Consider the following 17,269-nt stretch of genomic DNA (forward strand, 5'->3'; position numbering starts at 1 on the left):
CGCCGCGTCCGGACGTTCCTCCGGTTCCTTGGCCAGCAGCTGGTCGAGGATCGGCCCGAGCGCCTCGGCCCGCTCGGCCGGCCGGTGCGGCGCGGTCGCGACCGCGAAGAGGCCGGAGAGCGCGTCGCCGATGTCGAACGCCTCGGCGCCCTCCACCGCGAGGTACAGCGTGGCGCCCAGCGCGAACAGGTCGGCGGGTGGCCCGGCCGTGCCCTTGGTGAGCCGTTCGGGCGCGATGTACCCGGGCGTGCCGAGCAACACCCCGGCCGCGGTCCGCGACCCGGTGCCCAGCACCGACGCGATCGAGAAGTCGGTGAGCAGCACCGCGCCGTCCGGCTGCACGAGCACGTTCGCCGGTTTCACGTCCCGGTGCACGACGCCGGCCCGGTGCGCGGCGTCGAGCGCGTCCAGCACGGTCAACCCGATCCGCGCGACGACGTCCGGCGGCAACGGACCGACGGCCGCCACCACCTGGTCGAGCTGGTAGCCGCGGATCAGCCGCATCACGATGCACGGATGACCGGCGTCCTCGACCACGTCGTACACCGCGACGATGTTCGGGTGGTCGAGCGCGCCGGCGGTGCGTGCCTCCTGCATCGCGCGCCCGACCATCGCGTGGCGCTCTTCGTCGGTGGACAGCGGCGGGACGGCGAGTTCCTTCACCGCGACCTCGCGGCCGAGCCTCTCGTCGTAGGCACGCCACACCACGCCGCTGCCTCCGCGGCCGATCTCCGCTGACAGCCGGTAGCGGCCACCGATCAAGCGCCCCTGCGCGTGCATCACTTCTCCCCAGACCATCGCAGGGGAAGTCTAGGGAGCCCGTGCAAGCGTGAGCAGCCCGGATAGCTGTGAAAACTTACAGACCGTAGGTCTTGCCGATGATGTCGCGCTGGATCTCCGACGTGCCTCCGTAGACCGTCGAGATCACCGACGCCCGCAGGATCCGCTCCATCTCGTACTCGGTCGCGTAGCCGTATCCGCCCATCATCTGCATGCCTTCCAGCGCCATCGTCTTGGCGAACTCGGTGGCTTTGAGCTTCGCCATCGACGCCTCGCGTGGGAACAGTGTGCCGGGGTTCGCGTCGACGAGTTCCGCGGTGTGGTACACGAGGAGTTTGACGCAGGTCAGCTCGGTCGCCAGGTCGGCGATCCGGTGCCGCAAAGCTTGGAAAGTTCCGATCGGGCGGCCGAACTGCGTCCGCTCGGTGACGTACGCCACCGCGTCGTCGAACGCGCGTTCCGCCGTGCCCAGCATCAGCGCGGCCAGCACCAGCCGCTCGAAGTTCAGGCCCGCCATCAGCTGACGCCACCCGTTGCCGACCTCGCCCACCACGGCCGAGGCGGGCAGCACGGCGTCGGTGAAGTAGAGGTCGTTGACCTCTGTGCCGCCCATCGTGTCGATGCCGTGGATGGTGAGGCCCGCGGTGTCCGTGGGGACGTTGAACATCGTCAGGCCCTCGTGCCCGGAGCCGGACGTGCGCGCCACCAGCAGGACGTGGTCGGCGATGTGGGCGTTCGAGCACCACGTCTTCTGCCCGTTGATCACCCACGAGCCGTCGTCACGGCGGGTAGCGCGGCACGTGAGCGCGGCCACGTCGGACCCGGCGCCCGGCTCGGACATCGAGATCGACTCGACCGCCCCGTTCGCGATGCCGCCGAGGATCTGCTTCTTCTGCTCCTCGCTCCCGAACCGCTCGTACGCGCCGGCGACGATGATCGACGTCGCGAACCCGCCGATCGGAGCCAGCGCCCTGGCCGTCTCCTCCAGGAACAGGCACAGGTCGACGGCGCCACCGCCGGCGCCGCCGTACGCCTCGGGGAGCCCGGCGCCGAGGTAGCCCAGCGCGGCCATCTTGCGGTAGAGCACGTCGCTGTGCCGCTCGCCGTCGGTGACCAGCGCGTCCCGTTGCTCGCGCGTGCCGGCCTCGCGCCGGCAGAAGTCCGCGACCGCGCTGGCGAACGCGCGTTGCTCGTCGGTGAGATCAGGAGTCACTGCACCCTCCGGGGCTCCAAGGTTCGTCGGCGCCAATGTAAAATACCAAATATATTCAGCGCGAAGCGGCGGTGCCGGGGTGGGAGGCCGCGCCGCCCGTCGATCGGGCCGGTGAAGACCAGCTCGCCTCCGCCGGGGCGACGGCCACCGCCAGATCCGTGATGACGGCGTGCGCGCAAGGCGGTGTGCGACGGCATGGGCAACGCGGGCCGGACCCGGCGCCGCGTCCAGGGGTCCACGTCGAGCGGCCGGTGGTCGAGCGATCCGTCGCCCCTGTGCGCGTGCGGTTGCGCACCGGCGCGACGGCTCGGAGAAACCCGTGGCGGACCTTCCGCCGCCGGCCTGGCCGCCGAGTCAGGACTCCCAGAGGCCCTGGGCGTCGAGGTGGGCGAGCAGGCGCTCGGCGCCGTCGGTGAAGTGGCGGGCCATCTGCGCGGTGGCCCGCTCGGCGTCCCGCGCGGCCAGCGCGTCGAGCACCTCGTCGTGCGCCGCCAGCATCGAGGCGCGCCACCCGGCGTCGGAGGAGTAGAAGCGCACCGGCGTGTAGCGCAGCGCGGTGTGCAGGAACCACGACAGCTTGCGGGCGTCCGCGACCCGGTTGAGGGTGCGGTGGAACTCGAACTCCCGCTCCTCGAGCTCGTCCGCCCCGGCGTCGCCGGCCACCGCGGTACGCAGGCCCTCCTGCTGCGCGCGCAGATCGTCGAGCTGCTCGGTGGTGATGCTCGCGGCCGCGCGCGCCACCAGCTGACCCGCGACGTGCCCCTGCAACGCGAACACGTCGACGATGTCCTGACGCGACAGCGGCGCCACCCGGTAGCCCCGGCGCGGTTCCAGCTCGACCATGTCCTCGCCGCGCAACGTCAGCAGCGCCTCGCGCACCGGGGTGATGCTGACGCCCAGCGCCGCGGCCACCTCGTCGAGCCGGATGAAGACGCCCGGGCGGAGCTCGCCGGACATGATCTGGTCGCGCAGGTAGGCCACGACCTCGTCGGAGAGTTGGGGACGCCGACGCCGGACGGCGGCGTAAGTCATGCGGTTCCTCCCCGATCGTCCTCTACGCCGCGAAGATATCAAATATAGAAAGACGGCGAGCGAGCCGCCGGGCGGTAGGCCACGGTGACTCCATGAGCACCGCGTCGCGCTGGAAAGCGACCCCTTCGAAGCGGCAGTCCCGGAACCTGGGCCTGGTGTACGCCCTTCTCGCGGTCGCGACCTGGGTTCTGATCCTCCTCGGCGAGCCGGCCTGGTGGTGGTTCGTCCTGGCTGTCCTGTGGAGCGTGCTCTCGGCCTTCTATCTCAACTCCTGGCGGCGGTGGAGCCGGGCGTAGGACTTCGGCCTCGCCACCAGAAAGCCGTGCGGTACCGGCCGCCGCCGCCGATCCGCGCGATCAGGGCGTCCGGGCATCGTCGCGCAGGGTCGTCGCCACGTTCAGGAGGGAGCGGAACGCTCGGCGACCCTCGTCGGTCGGAGTGATGGGCGGGTCCGCGTCCAGGTACTCCACGGCGGCGGCCACGACGTGTTCCGAGCCGTCTCGGCGGGACGTCAGGATGTGGTCGAGGTACGACACCATGGACGGGACGGCGGCCGGGCCACCGAGGAGAGTCGCGGCCGCGGCCAGCGGAGGTGCGGTCAGTGACCCCCGGGAGCGTGACATCGCCTCGAGCAGGGTGGCGCGGACGGACTCCGCCGGAACGGTCAGGCTGAACCAGGCCCCCATGACGACCGGTCGCCAGTTCTCCGCCCGGAGCATCCCGGTGACCTCGCCGACCGTGACCAGCCCCGCGGCGGTGAGCACGCGTACGCGGAGCTCGTCCGGGAGGCGAACGGCCGCCAATCCCTTCATCCTCAGGTAGAAGGGCTTGACGAAGTCCGCCTCGGTCGCGCTCAGCATCGCCTCACCGCTCGGGCTCGTAGCTCCTGATGACGCCGATGGTACGGAGACTCCTAGCGGTAGAGGTCGTCGATCGCGTCGGCGTAGCGATCGGAGATCGTGCGGCGCTTGAGCTTCAACGTCGGGGTCAACTCCCCGCCCTCCGGGCTCAGCGCGGCCGGCAGCACCTGGAACTTCTTGACCTGCTCGGGCCGGGCCAGCCGGGCGTTCGCGGCGTCGACCGCGGCCTGGAGCTCGGCCAGCACCGCCGGGTGCGACGCCAGCGCCTTCGGGTCGGACGCATCGATGCCCCGGGCGGCCGCCCAGACCGGTGCGGCCTCCTCGTCCAGGCTGATCAGGGCCGTGACGTAGGGACGCCGGTCGCCGATCGCCACCGCGTACCCGATCAGCGGGTGGGTGCGCAGAAGGTTCTCGATCTGCGCCGGGGCGACGTTCTTGCCGCTCGCGGTGATCAGCAGTTCCTTCTTGCGGTCGGTGATCGTGAGGAACCCGTCGTCGTCGATCGTGCCGATGTCGCCGGTGGCCAGCCAGCCGTCGGCGTCGGTGACCGGCGCGACGCTGCCGTCGGCCTGCAGGTAGCCCTGACAGACCAGCGGTCCGCGGACCAGGATCTCGCCGTCGTCGGCCAGCGTCACGTCCATCCCGACGTTGGGCACGCCGACCGTGCCGGTGCGGAAGTGCCCCGGGGTGTTGATCGTCGCGGTGCCGGTGGTCTCGGTCATGCCCCAGACCTCGTACACCTCGACGCCGATGCCGGCCAGGAACGTCAGGACGTCGACCGGGATCGGGGCGGCGCCGCTGCCGGCGTGGATGATGCGGTCGAGGCCGAGCTTGGCGCGGATCGGCTCGAGGATCAGCGCGTCCAGCGACGCGAGCTGCTCGGTGAGTCCGGCCGGCACCTCCTGGTGTTTCTCGCGCAGAGCGTGCACCTCGAGCGCGACCTTCGTGGCACCGGCGACGGCGTCGCGCACGGCCTCCTCGGCGCCGGCGAGGAAGCCCTGCAGCGCGGCGACCATCTTCTCCCAGACCCGCGGGACGCCGAAGAAGGTGGACGGCTTCACCGCGAGCAGCGCGGCGACGGCCTGCGCGGGGTCGGCGACGATGTGGACGTGCCCGGCGCGGTAGACCGGGATGTAGATCCCCAGCACCCGCTCGGCGATGTGGGCCAGCGGCAGGTACGCGACCGTCGGCGCGTGCGCGGGCAGGTCCACCAGCAGTTCCAGCGCGACGGCCTGGTGCAGCACGTTGCGGTGGCTCAGGACGACGCCCTTCGGGTCGCCGGTGGTGCCCGAGGTGTAGAGCAGCGTCACCGGGTCGTCGGGGGTGATCCGCGGCCAGCGGTCCTCGAACGCCGACGGGTCGCTCGCGTACCGGTCGGCGCCGGCGGCCTCGACGGTGCTCAGGTCGGTCAGGCGGGGATCGGTGAACTCGACGCCGGTGGGGTCGATCAGGACGATCGCCCTGACCTCGGTGAGCTCACCCAGCACCGGTGCCCAGCGGCTGAGCTGCTCGGCGTTCTCGACGATCAGCACCGTGGCCCGGCTGTGCCCGGCCAGGTACCGCAGTTGCGGCGTCGAGAGCGTGGCGTAGGCACTGCACGGCACCGCGCCGAGGTGGACGGCGGCGAGGTCCACGAGCCAGTGCTCGATCCGGCCGGCGGCCGAGATCAGCATCACCTCACCCGAGGCGAGCCCGGCGTCGGCGAGGCCGAGCGCGACCGCGGCGACCCGGCGGCGCAGCCGGCCCCAGGTGAGCGTCGAGTCGTCGTCGCCCAGGTGGGTCAGGGCCGGGTGGTCGGCGAACTCGCCCGCGTTGGAGCGCAGCAGTAACGGGATGGTCAGCTCGGCGGTAGCCGCCGCGCATTCGTCGGCGAGGGACATCCGTGGTCTCCCTTCACCGGCCCCGCGGGCCGGCGCTGGCCAGGGTGGGGACAAGGGGCTGACGAGACTGTAAACCACGGTTAACTTCTCCGCGCACGAAAACGGAGTTCGTCCACGCGTCAGGCCCGACGCATGCACTCCAGGGCCAGTGCGGCCACCAGGGGACGCAACGTGTCCGGCGGCGACGGGTCGGTCGCGGCACCCAGGTCGGTGACGAGGTTGAGCGCCGCGTGCACGAGGATCCGCGCCTCGGACGCGGCCAGGCCGGGACGCACGCCGACGAGCAGGCGCACCCACTCGTCGACCTGGAGCCGTTGGATCTTGCGCAGTTCGTGCCGGTCGCGGTCGGGCAGGTTGTTGTTCTCGGCCAGGTACACCGCGACCAGGTCCCGCTGGCCGAACGTGAGGTCGACGAAGCCCTCGACCAGCCGGCGCAGCCCCTCCTCGTCGGTGGCCGCGGCCCGGAGCGACGCGGTGGTGTTCGACGTGACCTGGTCGGCGGCCCGGTGGTACGCGGCGGCGAGCAGGTCGGCCTTGCTGGGGAAGTACCGGTACAGGCTGGAGGCGTGCAGGCCGGACGCCTTGCCGATGTCCTCCATGCCCACGGCGTGGTACCCATGCTGGTGGAAGAGCCGGATCGCGGTGGCCAGCACGGCTTCGCGGCGGACGTCCTGCTGGCGGGTGCTGCGTGGTTCCCCGGCCGGAGGCTCCTCGACGGGGGAGCCCCCGGGTTCGGCGGCCGGGAGCACGGCGGGGACGTCGGCCGTGAGCAGTGCCCAGCCGGCCCGGCGCAACAGGTCCACCGCGCGGCTGCGCGAGATCGGCGCCCGGTGCGTGGCCGGGCTCGCCAGCGCGCTGAACGCCGCCCGGGTCAGCAGCCGGGCCAAGCGGGGCGGCAGCTCCGGGCGGATGGCGCCCAGCGGCTCGGCGATGCGTCCGATCAGCGTGTTGAGGCCGTCGCGGAACTCGGCCCGGTGCTCGGGCTCCAGGTACCGGTTCTCCCACTGGTACAGCCCGCCGACGCGCCGCTGCTCGACGCTGAGCGTCGCCAGCGCGTCCAGCACGTGGTCGAGCTTCTCCCGCGGATCGACCGACTCGGCCAGGGCCCGGTCGACCGTGCCGCGGATCGTCACCGTCAGTTCACGCGTCGCGTGCACGAGCATCGCGTACTTGTTCGGGAAGTGCCGGTAGATGGCCGGACCGGTGATGCCCACCGCGCCCGCGATCTCGTCGACGCCGACACCGTGGTAGCCACGCGCGCAGAACAGCTCGGCCGCGGCCAGGGCGATCTGGGCCTTCCGGTTCTTCGGACGCTTGGTTGGCGTCGGCGGGGCCGCGTCCGTGTCGTCCTCCGGTGCTCGTGCTGATCGGTGCCGCACTGAAACTACCCGGACCCCGATCGTCACGGCGAGCCACCTCGCTCAGATCAGCGGCTCCCCGCGGCGGATGCGGCGCTTGACGTCCCACAACAGGTAGTTGAACGGGAACTCGCGCACGGCCGCGGGCTGCCACCGGGAGAGCCGCCCGATCGTGCGCATCATCAGCGCGAAACGTCGCTGGCGGCGCGCGTCCCAGTCGAGGTGCATCTGGTCGCGGAACTCGGGCGGGAGGAACCCGGTGGTCACGAACGTGTTCAGCCGGGCGACGGGGGCGCGCAGCGGGCGGGGCAGCCGGTCCGGGCGCAGCACGCCCAGCAGGTGCTCGCGGATCGTGTCGTCGATGTGCACCGCGGTCAGCTCGGCGTCCCAGTACCGCTGGAAGGCCTCCCGGTCGGGCGGCCACATGTCCGCGCGCACCTCGAGGGTGGTGCCGAGGACGTGCGAGCGCCGGTAGATGTCCTCGGCCTCCGCGGGGGTCAGGGTGTGGCCGAGGGCGGCGTAGGTGTCCTCCAAACCGCGGTAGAGGCAGGCGGCGACCCAGAGCTGGAGGCGTGGGTCCATCCCGGAGTAGCGCACCGGGCTCTCCGGCGTGGAGTACACCTGCCGGTGCGCGACCGCGACCGCCGCCCGGAAGGCGTCCTTCTCCGCGTCGGTGCCGAGCATCGCCACGGCCAGGTACGACAGCGTGGTGCGGGTGCGCTTGACCGGGTGGTCGGCGAGCCGCCCGCTCTCCACCCGGCTCTCGTGGACGCCGTACCCGACGGCCGGGCGGGCCAGCTGCATGATGACGTTCGCCGCGGCGGCCAGGAGCCCGGCGCCGTGGACGACCCGGCGTAAGTCGGTGGTCGTCATGGGGCCCTCCATCCGACAACGCATGTTCTCAGATAGCGTGACAGACGTGTCAAGATGGGCGCCATGGAGGACGGTGCGCTGCGCACGTACGGCGGGGTCGCCGGCGCCGAACGCGCGGCCGAGCGGCGTGCGGCGCTGCTCGCGGCCGGGCTGGAGCTGCTCGGGTCGCCCACCGGTCCGGGTGAGCTGACCGTGCGCGGCGTGTGCCGGCACGCCGGGCTCACCGCCCGCTACTTCTACGAGAGCTTCGCCGACCGGGACGCGCTCACCGCCGCGGTCTACGACGGCGTGGTCGCCGACCTCGGCGCGGACGTGCTGGCCGCACTGGAGGGTGCGCCGCGCACCGCGCGGGAGCAGACCCGCGCCGGGCTCGCCGCGCTGATCGGGAACATCGCCGAGGACCCGCGGCGCGGGCGGCTGCTGTTCTCCCGGTCGCTGGGGGCGAGCCCGGTGGTGGCCGCGCGGCGCGCCGAGTCGACGCGCTGGTTCGTCGATCTGCTCACCGCCCAGGTGCGTGGGTTCTACGGCGTCTCGCGGACGCCCCGCCTCGACGTCGCCGCCGAACTGCTCGTCGGTGGGGTGGCGCAGGTGCTGACGTCGTGGCTGGACGGTGTGCTGGAGCTGGGCGCGGAGGAGCTCACCGAGCACTGCACGGGGCTCTTCCTCGCGCTGGCGGGTGAGCGGTCACACGTCGGCGACGGCGGGGAGAGCACCGGTCCGCCGGGCGGGCCGCGGGAGGGCCGGGGCCGCCGCTAGTGCCCTCGGTGCGACGGTTCTCGGCGGGGCCGGGAGCGGCGGGGGTGCCAGCGGCAGGGCGGCGACCGCGGTGGCGGCGGTCGGCAGGGGAACGGCACCGGTCACGGCGTCCAGGTGGGCCCGGTGGCGCAACCACAGGCTGCCGACGATGCCCCACGCGACGCTCGCCACCCCGACGATCGTGAGCCCGACCAGCGCCAGCGCGATGTCGCCCCACAACCACCCGCTGGCGAGCACCACGGTGGCGCCGTATCCCACGAACATCACCCCGACGCCCGCCGCGGCCGCCGCCACCGTCCAGTGCGGACGCGTCGTCGGTCGGCACAGCAGCGGCCAGGTGACGTAGGCGACCGTGCCGGTCAGCGCCACCACGAACGCCGCCGGGTGCCCGTGCTGCAACGCCCGCACCGCCAGCACGGTCGCGAATCCACTGGTGAGGGTGATCGCCGCCAGCCACCGCCAACGCCGGTTCCGGCTGGGCTCCACCCGCGTCCGCGCGGCCACCGCGGTTGCTAACGCCACTGCGATCGCGTAAGTGAACATTCCGCCTCCTCGACGCCGGGACACATCGAGTCAGATATGTAGCACTAAGTCCTACCAACCCGGGCGTGTCGCCACGCGGTGTCGACGCCGTGCGCTCGCGCATCGGCCCGACGGGTCATCTCCTATTGACTTTCGATAGGTAGTGAGCGATCTTCGATGCATGCTGACTGAGAGTCGAGTGATCGCCGCCCTGCGCGCCTTTCTCGTGGTGCTGTTCGGGGTCCTGGTGCTGTTCCAGACCATGTCGCTGCCGGGCCAGTTCGCCCACCTGGCGAAAGAGGACCCGGACATGGCGTACCTGCGGTGGCCGGCCACCGCGGTGACGGTGTTCTGGGTGCTCTGCGTCCAGGTCGTGATCGTGTCGATCTGGAAGCTGCTGGCCCGGATCCGGCGCGACCGCATCTTCAGCGAGGATTCGTTCACCTGGGTGAACGTGATTGTCGGCGCGATCGGGGCGGCGTGGGTGGTGCTGCTGGTGGTGTTCCTCTACGTCGGCTTCAACGCCACCGATCCCGGGTTGCCGCTGCTGCTGTTCCTGCTCCTCGTCGGGCTGGCCGTGCTGGGGCTGCTGATGGTCGTGATGCGTGCGTTGCTGCGTCAGGCCACCACGTTGCGGTCGGACATGGAGGCGGTCATCTGATGGCGATCGTCGTCCGGATCGACGTCGAGCTGGCCAAGCGGAAGATGAGCGTGGGGGAGTTCGCCGAGCGGGTCGGCCTGACCCCGGCGAACGTGGCGGTGCTGAAGAACGGCCGGGCCAAGGCGGTGCGGTTCAGCACCCTGGAGGCGATGTGCCGGGTGCTCGGCTGCCAACCCGGTGACCTGCTCGAATGGGTTGACGACGAGGAAGCGTCATGAGTAGGCCTCGGCGGTGACGGAGGCCAGCCGGAGCGACAGGGCCAGCTGGAGCGCGGCGTGGCGGGGCCCGAGGCGGTGCTCGGGGGCGTCGCGGTCGGGGTAGCGCCAGACCGGGCCGCCGCGGTACTCGTCGGGCTCCCAGTGGTACCGCGCGTGCACGTGGCCGTGCAGGTGCTCCCAGGAGTTGCCCAGCACCTCGTAGTTCACCCGGCGGAGGCCCGGGCCGGCCTCGGCGGCGACGACCTCGCCGAGCAGCGAGAGGTCGAACAGGAACTCGGCCCGGCGGGCCCGTGGCAGGTCGGTGAGCTGGTCGGCCGGGCCGGCGTAGAGCAGGAGGCAGTACCCGGGCAGGTGCTGGGTGTCGCCGATGACCGCCCAGCCGGTACGCATCCGGCCCAGCACGGCCGGGTTCTCGCCGCGCTCGGCGGCCTCACGAGGATCCACCCTTCCGGTGATAGCAGGCCCGTACAGTGACCACAATGGACACCGATACGCCGCAGACCGCCCGGATCTGGAACTACCTGCTCGGCGGCACCGACAACTACCCGGCCGACCGTGCGGTGGGCGACCAGATCGTCCAGGGCATGCCGCAACTGGCGGAGAACGCCCGGCTCTCCCGCGCCTTCCTCAACCGCGCGACCCGGTACCTGGCCGGCGAGGCCGGCGTCGGCCAGTTTCTCGACGTCGGTTCCGGTCTCCCGGCGGCCAGCAACACCCACGAGGTGGCGCAGGCCGTCGACCCGGCCGCCCGGGTCGTGTACGTCGACTCCGACCCGCTGGTCGCCGCGCACGCCCGGACGCTGCTCACCAGCACGCCCGAGGGCGCCACCGACTACCTCGAGGCCGACATGCGCGACCCGGCGACGATCCTGAGCGGGGCCGCGCGCACGCTCGACCTCGACCGGCCGGTGGCGCTGTTCCTGATGGGCGTGCTCGGGCACGTCGAGTCCGACGACGAGGCCGCGGCGATCGTGCACGGGTTCCTCGACGCGCTGGCCCCCGGCAGCTACTTCGCGATGTACGACGGCAGCGACACCAGCGCAGCCAACACCGAGGCCGTCCGGATCTGGAACCTCTCCGCGAACCCGCAGTACCACCTGCGTAGCGTCGAGCGGATCGCCGCGCTGTTCGACGGCCTCGACCTGGTGGAACCCGGCGTGGTGCCGGTGACCCGATGGCGGTCCGACGGCGACGAGGTCGACCAGTACTGCGCGGTGGGCCGCAAACCCGTCTAGGCCTGCGCCGCCGGGCGGATGACCAGCTCGTTGACGTCGACCTCGGGCGGTTGTTCGAGCGCGAACACGATCGCCTCGGCGATCGCCGACGGCGGGATCGCGATCCGGTCGCGCAGCGCGAGCAGGTCGGCGCGCACCTCACGGTCGGCGGCGGCCCCGGCGAAGTCGGTCGCGACGAAACCGGGGGTGACGGTCGTGACCCGGTACGCGCCGTCCGACTCCTGGCGCAGCCCCTCGGCGATCACGCGCACCGCGGTCTTGGTCGCCGCGTACACGGCCATCGTCGGCAGCGTGCGGAACGCGGCGGTGGAGGCGGTCGTGACGAAGTGCCCGTGGCCCTGCGCGCGGAACACCGGCAACGCGGCCGCGATCCCGTGCAGCACGCCCTTGATGTTGACGTCGACCATCGCGTCCCACTCGTCGACCCGCAGGTCGGCCAGGTGCGAGACCGGGCCGATGCCGGCGTTGCCGACGAACGCGTCGAGGCGGCCGAAGCGGGTGAGCGCCAGGTCGACCAGGGCGGCGACGTCGTCGCGGCGGCGGACGTCGGTCGCGGCGTGGACGGCGTCCGGAAGCGAGGAGGCGAGCGCCTCGAGCCGGTCGGACCGGCGCGCACCCAGCACCAGGTGCGCGCCCCGCGACGCGAGCAGGCGCGCCGTCGCCTCCCCGATCCCGCTGCTCGCCCCGGTGATGACCACGACTCTGCTGGTTGTTCCCATGCCTCGACGGTAGGAATGGGGACGTGGAGCGACAATGAGCGAACGTTCGGATGGTGTGCGCGATCGTTCGGCCGACGTCCTGCCCGACGCGCTGGCGATGGCCGGTGCGCGCCCGGCCCGCCTGTCGACGTTCACCGGCGGCGGGGACTGGGCGCTGCGATTCGGCCGGTCGGGCCAGGTGAAGGTCGTCGCGGTCGAGGAGGGCGCGTGCTGGGTGCGCCCCGGCCCGGCCGAGCCGGTGCTGCTCCGCGCGGGCGAGGCGTACCTGCTCAGCGGCGTCGACTACGTCACCGCGAGCGACCCGGCGGTGCGTCCCGGCGACGGTGCCGCGGCCGCGCGGGGACCGGCCCGCTACGAGGCCGGCACCGGGCCGGTCACGGTGCGGATGGTCGGCAGCGCGCTGCGCTTCGCCGACGCCGGCGGTGCGCGCCTGCTGCTCGACGGGCAGCCGCCGGCGCGGAAGCTGCGCGGCGGGGTCGCGGCCACGCTGTCGTTGCTCGCGGCCGAGGCCACCGCGGACGGCCGCGCCGGTGAGGCGCTGCGCCGGCACCTGAGCCACGCCCTCTACCTGCAGGTGTTCCGGTCCAGCGCGCTCGCCGACGCCCTGCGCGAGCCCGGCGTCGGCGCCGCGCTGCTGGCGCTGCACGAGCGGCCGGCCGAGCCGTGGACGGTCGCGCGCCTGGCCGCGGTCGCCCGGCTCTCCCGCACGGTCTTCGCGACCCGCTTCACCGCGCTGGTCGGGATGCCGCCGATGCGGTACCTGCTGCGCCGGCGGATCGCCGGTGCGGACGCCGAGCTGGCCGCCGGGCGGACCGTCGCGTCGGTCGCCGGCCGGTGGGGGTACGCGTCGGAGAGCGCGTTCAGCGCGGCCTACAAGCGGGTCACCGGGCACCCGCCGGGCGCGCGGATGGCGCATCCTTTTCGGTATGACTCACCCACATCCGCTCCTCCGGTACTTCCTGGACGCCGCGGACGGCCGCTTCCCGGATGACGACGGGACGGTGACCACCGTGCCGGCGCTGGACGGTGGCCGGGAGTGCGCGGTCGCGTTCACCGGGCACGCGGTGGTCGCCACCGCGTTGAGCGCGGCGCAGGTCGCGGCCGAGAAACCGGACGGGTTCGGCCGCTCGATGTCCCCGGACTTCCTGCGGTTCCTGGCCGGCCCCGCGGGCGACGTCGGTGACCTGGACGTCACGGTCGTGGCCCGGGGCCGGGGCGGCGCGGCGGCGCTCCCGAAGCTCACCGACGCCGACGACCACCCACGGGTCGCGTTCGCCCGGGAACGCCGGTCCAACGTGCGCGTCTACGGCGACGAGCGGGGGCTGGTGACGCTGGCCGAGGGTATCGCCGGGCGTCTGGAGATGTCGATCGAGCTGCACCACCAGACCGCGCGCGGCCGCGGCAACGGCCGGTCGCTGATCCGGGAGGCGCTGTCGCTGGTGCCGCGCGACGAGGCCGTGTTCGCCGGGGTGTCGCCGGGCAACGCGCGGTCGCTCCGGTCGTTCCTCGCGGTGGGGTTCGTCCCGGTCGGCAGCGAGGTGCTGATCCGGCCCGCCCGGTTCAGCCGGTGAACGCGCGGATGTGACCGGCGAGCTCGTCGGCGTCCTCGGTGGGGATCGTCTGGTGGCTGGCCCGCGCCAGCGTGCGCACCGTGACGTCGGGCAGGAGCGCGGTGGCCGTGCGCGCCACCCGTACCGGGTCCTGCGAGCGGCTGCGGCCACCGGTGACGACGAGCGTGGGGCGGTCGAAGACACGCAACTGCTCCGGCCGGGGACGCCGGGGGAGCACCGGGCGGTGCCAGCGCTCGGTGGTCGAGGCGCGCATCAGCGCCATCCAGGCCGGGTCGACGGCGCGGCCGCCGGTCTCCCAGTCGAACAGCCGCTGCTGCCGGCGCGGTGTGTTGCCGAGCAGCACCGGGAGCCCGCGCAGCAGATAGCCCGGCGCCATCGGGGCGAAGCAGGACGACGGTTCGAGCAGCACCAGCCGGTCGACCCGGTCCGGGTGGGCCAGCGCGTATGTCAGCGCGATCCAGCCGCCGTAGGAGTGGCCGCCGAGGATCGGGCGGTCGAGTCCGTCGAGCACGGCGTCGAGCCAGGCGTGCAGGTCGGCCGGGGTGCGCAGCGCGGTGCGCTCGCTGCGCCCGGCGTCGCCGACGAGGTCGGGCGCGGACACCCGGAACTCGCCGGCCAGCGCGGACGCCAGCGCGAACCAGGCCGTCGAGGTGGCGCCGCCGCCGTGCAGCAGGACGAGGGGCCGGCCGCGGCCGGCCACGTGCACACGCGTGCGGCCCACCGGCGTCGGCCGGTCGAGGGCTTCGGTTCCGGCCGGCCACTGGGACAGCACCGCGTCGTACGCGGACTGGAAGTCGGTCACCCCATCTGTCTACATCATGTAGACAGTGCGTGCTCCCGGTTCGCCGCGACTTCGGTGATGACCTGCTCCAGCAGCGCGTCGGCGCGCTCGTTCTCCACCTGGCAGCTCCCGGCCGCCCGGTGACCGCCGCCGCCGTGGCGCAGCATCACCGCGCCGATGTCGGTGGGCGAGGTGCGGTCGAGGATCGACTTGCCGACCGCCAGCACCGTGTTCGTCCCGCCGCGGCCGGGCAGCACGTGGATCGACACCCGCGCCTGCGGGAACAGCGCGTAGACCATGAACCGGTTGCCGGCGTGGATGACCTGCTCGCGCCGGAAGTCGACCACCACCACGTCGCCGTGCAGGTGGCCGAGGCGGCGCAGCTGCTCGGTGAACGCGTTCGCCTGCTTGCGGTAGACGTCGACGCGCTCGGCGACGTCGGGCTGGGCGAGGATGTCGTCGACCGTCGGGCTCTCCGCGCACAGCCCGATCAGCTTCATCATCAGCTGGTAGTTCGAGATCTTGAAGTGCCGGAAGCGTCCGAGACCGGTGCGGCTGTCCATCAGGAAGTTCAGCAGCGTCCAGCCCTCAGGGTAGAAGATGTCCTCGAGGTCGTAGGCGCCGGAGTCGCCCGCGTCGACGGCCTCCATCATGTCGTCGGAGACCTTCGGGAACGCCTTCCGGCCGCCGTAGTAGTCGTAGACCACGCGCGCCGCCGACGGGGCGTCCGGCCGGATGACGTGGTTGGCCGCGTTCGCGCCGACACGCAGCGTCTCCGAGCGGTGGTGGTCGAAGACCAGGTGCGCGTCGGGCGAGTAGGGCAGGTTCGTGAGGATGTCGCGTTCGGTGATCTCGAGCAGCCCGTCCTGCACCGGCTTGGGGTGGACGAACACGATCTCGTCGATCAGGTCCAGGTGCCGGAGGAGGACCGCGCACACCAGTCCGTCGAAGTCGCTGCGCGTCACCAGGCGGTATTTCATCGCGGGTCCTCGAGCTCTCGCTTCTACGGTGGGCTCTGTCGGGTGGCCGAGAGCCTGGCTCGAGGAGTAGATCGGGAGTTCCGCGGTTGACTTGAGGGCAGTTCGTGCCAGTCGTCAATGGCGGTAGCGGTCGTCCGATCGGGCCGGCGCCGTTCGTAGCAGCACCGACAGCACCCACGACCTCGGGAGATGATCCGGATGGCGCAGTACCTGATGTCCGTGCTCGACGACGGCACCCACCCCGGCACCCCGGAGGAGCAGGCCGCGATCGACGTCTTCAACGCGGAGCTCCGGGCCGGCGGCCACTGGGTCTTCGCCAACGGCCTGGGCGGGCCCGACACGGCCACCGTCGTCGACAACCGCGGCGACGGGCCCGTGCTCACCGACGGGCCGTACGTGGAGTCGAAGGAGTACGTCGTGGGCCTGTGGATCATCACCGCACCGCACCTCGACGTCGCGCTGCGGCTGGCCACCGAGGCGTCGAAGGCGTGCAACCGCCGGATCGAGCTCCGACCGACGCACGGCGAATGACCGAAGCGCGGCGAATGACCGGCGCGGGCGGCACGACCGGCATCGCCGGCACCATCACCCGGGTCCACCGGGAGGAGTGGGCCCGGGTGGTCGCCGGGCTGGCCCGTCGCCTCGGTGACCTCGACGTCGCCGAGGAGATGGCGGCGGAGGCGTTCGCGACCGCGGTCGAACGCTGGCCGGACGAGGGCGTCCCGGCCAACCCCGGCGCCTGGCTCACCACCACCGCCTACCGCCAAGCCGTCGACCGGCTGCGGCGCGAGGTCCGACGCGACGAGAAGCACCGGGAGGCGCTGATGCTGACCGACACCCCCGAGCCGCTCGGCGCGATCGACGACGACCGGCTCCGGCTCGTCTTCACCTGCTGCCACCCGGCGCTGGCCACGGAGGCACGCATCGCACTGACCCTGCGCCTGGTCGGCGGGCTGACCGTGGCCGAGATCGCCCGCGGTTTCCTGGTCGAGGAATCCGCGATGGCCCGCCGGATCACCCGCGCGAAGGCGAAGATCCGGGCGGCGCGGATCCCGTACGGGGTGCCGCTGCGCGAGGACCTCCCGGCCCGCGTCACCGGCGTCCTCGCCGTCCTCTACCTGATCTTCAACGAGGGGTACCTGACCTCGGCGCCGGACCACGCACCGCTGCGCGACGACCTGACCGACGAGGCGGTCCGGCTGACCCGGCTGGTCCACGCCCTGCTCCCCGCCGACGGCGAGGTCGCCGGGCTGCTGGCGCTGATGCTGCTGACGCAGGCCCGCCGGGCCGCGCGGGTCTCGGCGGGCGGCGAGCTGGTCGCGCTCGGCGAGCAGGACCGCGGCGCCTGGGACCGCGGGCTCGTCGCCGAGGGGCACGCGCTGGTCCGGGCCCGGCTGGCCACCGGTGAGGCGCCGGGGCGCTACCAGCTGCTGGCCGCGATCAACGCCGTCCACACCGACGCGCCCGACGTCCGGGACACCGCCTGGCCGCAGATCGTCGCGCTCTACGACCAGCTGGCCCGGCTGGATCCCTCGCCGGTCGTCCGGCTCAACCGGGCGATCGCGGTCGCCGAGGTCGACGGCCCGCAGGTCGCGCTGGCCGCGGTGGACGGGCTGCCGCTGGAGGGCTACCACACGTTCCACGCCACCCGGGCCGAACTGCTGCGCCGGCTGGGGCGCAGCGCGCCGGCGCGCGAGGCGTACGACCGGGCGATCGCGCTGGCCACCAACGCCGCCGAGATCGCCTACCTGACGCGCCGCCGCGACCAGCTGACCGGAGGCTAGGGTCCGAGCCGTGCCGCCGGAGCTCGACGCGCTGGCCGGCGCGTAA

The 17,269-nt window shown here is 72.7% G+C and carries 20 protein-coding genes and 1 pseudogene; 9 read left to right on the forward strand and 12 right to left on the reverse strand.

The features are described from left to right. The 3 genes and pseudogenes from ABD437_RS43020 to ABD437_RS15130 form a co-directional block, all read right to left on the reverse strand. Nucleotides 1–798: pseudogene (locus tag ABD437_RS43020) on the reverse strand (serine/threonine-protein kinase); the annotation flags it as partial. A gap of 58 nt (nucleotides 799–856) precedes the next feature. Next, nucleotides 857–1,993, reverse strand: a complete 1,137-nt coding sequence (locus ABD437_RS15125; protein WP_344649468.1) for an acyl-CoA dehydrogenase family protein — start codon at nucleotides 1,991–1,993, stop codon at nucleotides 857–859. A gap of 354 nt (nucleotides 1,994–2,347) precedes the next feature. Then, a complete protein-coding gene (locus ABD437_RS15130; RefSeq protein WP_344649469.1) occupies nucleotides 2,348–3,025 on the reverse strand; it encodes a GntR family transcriptional regulator in 678 nt (225 codons plus the stop codon). A gap of 92 nt (nucleotides 3,026–3,117) precedes the next feature. Here ABD437_RS15130 and ABD437_RS15135 point away from each other — a divergent pair, with 92 nt between their 5' ends. Further along, a complete protein-coding gene (locus ABD437_RS15135; RefSeq protein WP_344649470.1) occupies nucleotides 3,118–3,321 on the forward strand; it encodes a hypothetical protein in 204 nt (67 codons plus the stop codon). A 60-nt stretch (nucleotides 3,322–3,381) separates the two neighbouring features. Here the strand turns inward: ABD437_RS15135 and ABD437_RS15140 are convergent, their stop codons facing one another. The 4 genes from ABD437_RS15140 to ABD437_RS15155 form a co-directional block, all read right to left on the reverse strand. Continuing rightward, the gene (locus ABD437_RS15140; RefSeq protein WP_344649471.1) at nucleotides 3,382–3,885 is read right to left on the reverse strand and encodes a DUF6000 family protein; all 504 of its coding nucleotides are present in this window, start codon (nucleotides 3,883–3,885) and stop codon (nucleotides 3,382–3,384) included. A 53-nt stretch (nucleotides 3,886–3,938) separates the two neighbouring features. Then, nucleotides 3,939–5,765, reverse strand: coding sequence for an AMP-dependent synthetase/ligase (locus ABD437_RS15145; protein ID WP_344649472.1), 1,827 nt, complete (start codon nucleotides 5,763–5,765; stop codon nucleotides 3,939–3,941). 119 nt (nucleotides 5,766–5,884) lie between these two features. Next, entirely contained in the window at nucleotides 5,885–7,171 is a 1,287-nt protein-coding gene (locus ABD437_RS15150) for a TetR/AcrR family transcriptional regulator (RefSeq protein WP_344649473.1), read from the reverse strand. 15 nt (nucleotides 7,172–7,186) lie between these two features. After that, complete coding sequence (locus tag ABD437_RS15155; RefSeq protein WP_344649474.1) at nucleotides 7,187–7,996, reverse strand: oxygenase MpaB family protein; 810 nt, start codon at nucleotides 7,994–7,996, stop codon at nucleotides 7,187–7,189. 54 nt (nucleotides 7,997–8,050) lie between these two features. Here ABD437_RS15155 and ABD437_RS15160 point away from each other — a divergent pair, with 54 nt between their 5' ends. After that, a complete protein-coding gene (locus ABD437_RS15160; protein ID WP_344649475.1) occupies nucleotides 8,051–8,752 on the forward strand; it encodes a TetR/AcrR family transcriptional regulator in 702 nt (233 codons plus the stop codon). Here the strand turns inward: ABD437_RS15160 and ABD437_RS15165 are convergent. Then, the gene (locus ABD437_RS15165) at nucleotides 8,681–9,295 is read right to left on the reverse strand and encodes a hypothetical protein (RefSeq protein ID WP_344649476.1); all 615 of its coding nucleotides are present in this window, start codon (nucleotides 9,293–9,295) and stop codon (nucleotides 8,681–8,683) included. The two genes, ABD437_RS15160 and ABD437_RS15165, sit on opposite strands and share 72 nt — an antisense overlap. A 160-nt stretch (nucleotides 9,296–9,455) precedes the next feature. On the opposite strand from ABD437_RS15165, the gene ABD437_RS15170 reads away from it, so the two are divergent. Both ABD437_RS15170 and ABD437_RS15175 read left to right on the forward strand, forming a co-directional pair. Then, on the forward strand, nucleotides 9,456–9,935 hold the full coding sequence (locus ABD437_RS15170; protein WP_344649477.1) for a DUF2975 domain-containing protein: 480 nt from the start codon (nucleotides 9,456–9,458) through the stop codon (nucleotides 9,933–9,935). Next, nucleotides 9,935–10,153 carry a helix-turn-helix domain-containing protein gene (locus ABD437_RS15175; protein ID WP_344649478.1) on the forward strand — a complete coding sequence of 73 codons (219 nt, stop codon included), beginning with the start codon at nucleotides 9,935–9,937 and terminating at the stop codon, nucleotides 10,151–10,153. The genes ABD437_RS15170 and ABD437_RS15175 overlap by 1 nt, the downstream gene beginning before the upstream one ends. Here the strand turns inward: ABD437_RS15175 and ABD437_RS15180 are convergent. Beyond that, complete coding sequence (locus tag ABD437_RS15180; RefSeq protein WP_344649531.1) at nucleotides 10,148–10,543, reverse strand: HIT family protein; 396 nt, start codon at nucleotides 10,541–10,543, stop codon at nucleotides 10,148–10,150. The two genes, ABD437_RS15175 and ABD437_RS15180, sit on opposite strands and share 6 nt — an antisense overlap. An 89-nt stretch (nucleotides 10,544–10,632) precedes the next feature. Here ABD437_RS15180 and ABD437_RS15185 point away from each other — a divergent pair, with 89 nt between their 5' ends. Continuing rightward, nucleotides 10,633–11,388, forward strand: a complete 756-nt coding sequence (locus tag ABD437_RS15185; RefSeq protein ID WP_344649479.1) for an SAM-dependent methyltransferase — start codon at nucleotides 10,633–10,635, stop codon at nucleotides 11,386–11,388. Here the strand turns inward: ABD437_RS15185 and ABD437_RS15190 are convergent. Further along, complete coding sequence (locus ABD437_RS15190; RefSeq protein WP_344649480.1) at nucleotides 11,385–12,107, reverse strand: SDR family oxidoreductase; 723 nt, start codon at nucleotides 12,105–12,107, stop codon at nucleotides 11,385–11,387. The genes ABD437_RS15185 and ABD437_RS15190 overlap by 4 nt on opposite strands. Before the next feature lie 34 nt (nucleotides 12,108–12,141). Here ABD437_RS15190 and ABD437_RS15195 point away from each other — a divergent pair, with 34 nt between their 5' ends. Together ABD437_RS15195 and ABD437_RS15200 are read left to right on the forward strand one after the other, a co-directional pair. After that, nucleotides 12,142–13,098, forward strand: a complete 957-nt coding sequence (locus ABD437_RS15195; RefSeq protein ID WP_344649481.1) for an AraC family transcriptional regulator — start codon at nucleotides 12,142–12,144, stop codon at nucleotides 13,096–13,098. Further along, nucleotides 13,034–13,678 (forward strand): hypothetical protein, encoded by a 645-nt coding sequence (locus ABD437_RS15200; protein ID WP_344649482.1) that lies wholly within the window; start codon nucleotides 13,034–13,036, stop codon nucleotides 13,676–13,678. Before ABD437_RS15195 ends, ABD437_RS15200 begins: the two co-directional genes overlap by 65 nt. Here ABD437_RS15200 and ABD437_RS15205 read toward each other — a convergent pair. Next, the gene (locus tag ABD437_RS15205; protein WP_344649483.1) at nucleotides 13,668–14,480 is read right to left on the reverse strand and encodes an alpha/beta fold hydrolase; all 813 of its coding nucleotides are present in this window, start codon (nucleotides 14,478–14,480) and stop codon (nucleotides 13,668–13,670) included. The two genes, ABD437_RS15200 and ABD437_RS15205, sit on opposite strands and share 11 nt — an antisense overlap. Before the next feature lie 14 nt (nucleotides 14,481–14,494). Then, nucleotides 14,495–15,439 carry an exopolyphosphatase gene (locus ABD437_RS15210; protein WP_344649484.1) on the reverse strand — a complete coding sequence of 315 codons (945 nt, stop codon included), beginning with the start codon at nucleotides 15,437–15,439 and terminating at the stop codon, nucleotides 14,495–14,497. A 198-nt stretch (nucleotides 15,440–15,637) separates the two neighbouring features. Between ABD437_RS15210 and ABD437_RS15215 the strand changes: the two genes are divergently transcribed. Beyond that, complete coding sequence (locus tag ABD437_RS15215) at nucleotides 15,638–15,970, forward strand: YciI family protein (RefSeq protein ID WP_344649485.1); 333 nt, start codon at nucleotides 15,638–15,640, stop codon at nucleotides 15,968–15,970. 14 nt (nucleotides 15,971–15,984) lie between these two features. Continuing rightward, nucleotides 15,985–17,223: an RNA polymerase sigma factor gene (locus tag ABD437_RS15220; protein WP_425558156.1), complete on the forward strand. Its 1,239-nt coding sequence runs from the start codon at nucleotides 15,985–15,987 to the stop codon at nucleotides 17,221–17,223. Nucleotides 17,224–17,269: the final 46 nt, after the last annotated feature.

The sequence above is a fragment of the Cryptosporangium japonicum genome, assembly GCF_039524755.1.
Taxonomy (GTDB): domain Bacteria; phylum Actinomycetota; class Actinomycetes; order Mycobacteriales; family Cryptosporangiaceae; genus Cryptosporangium; species Cryptosporangium japonicum.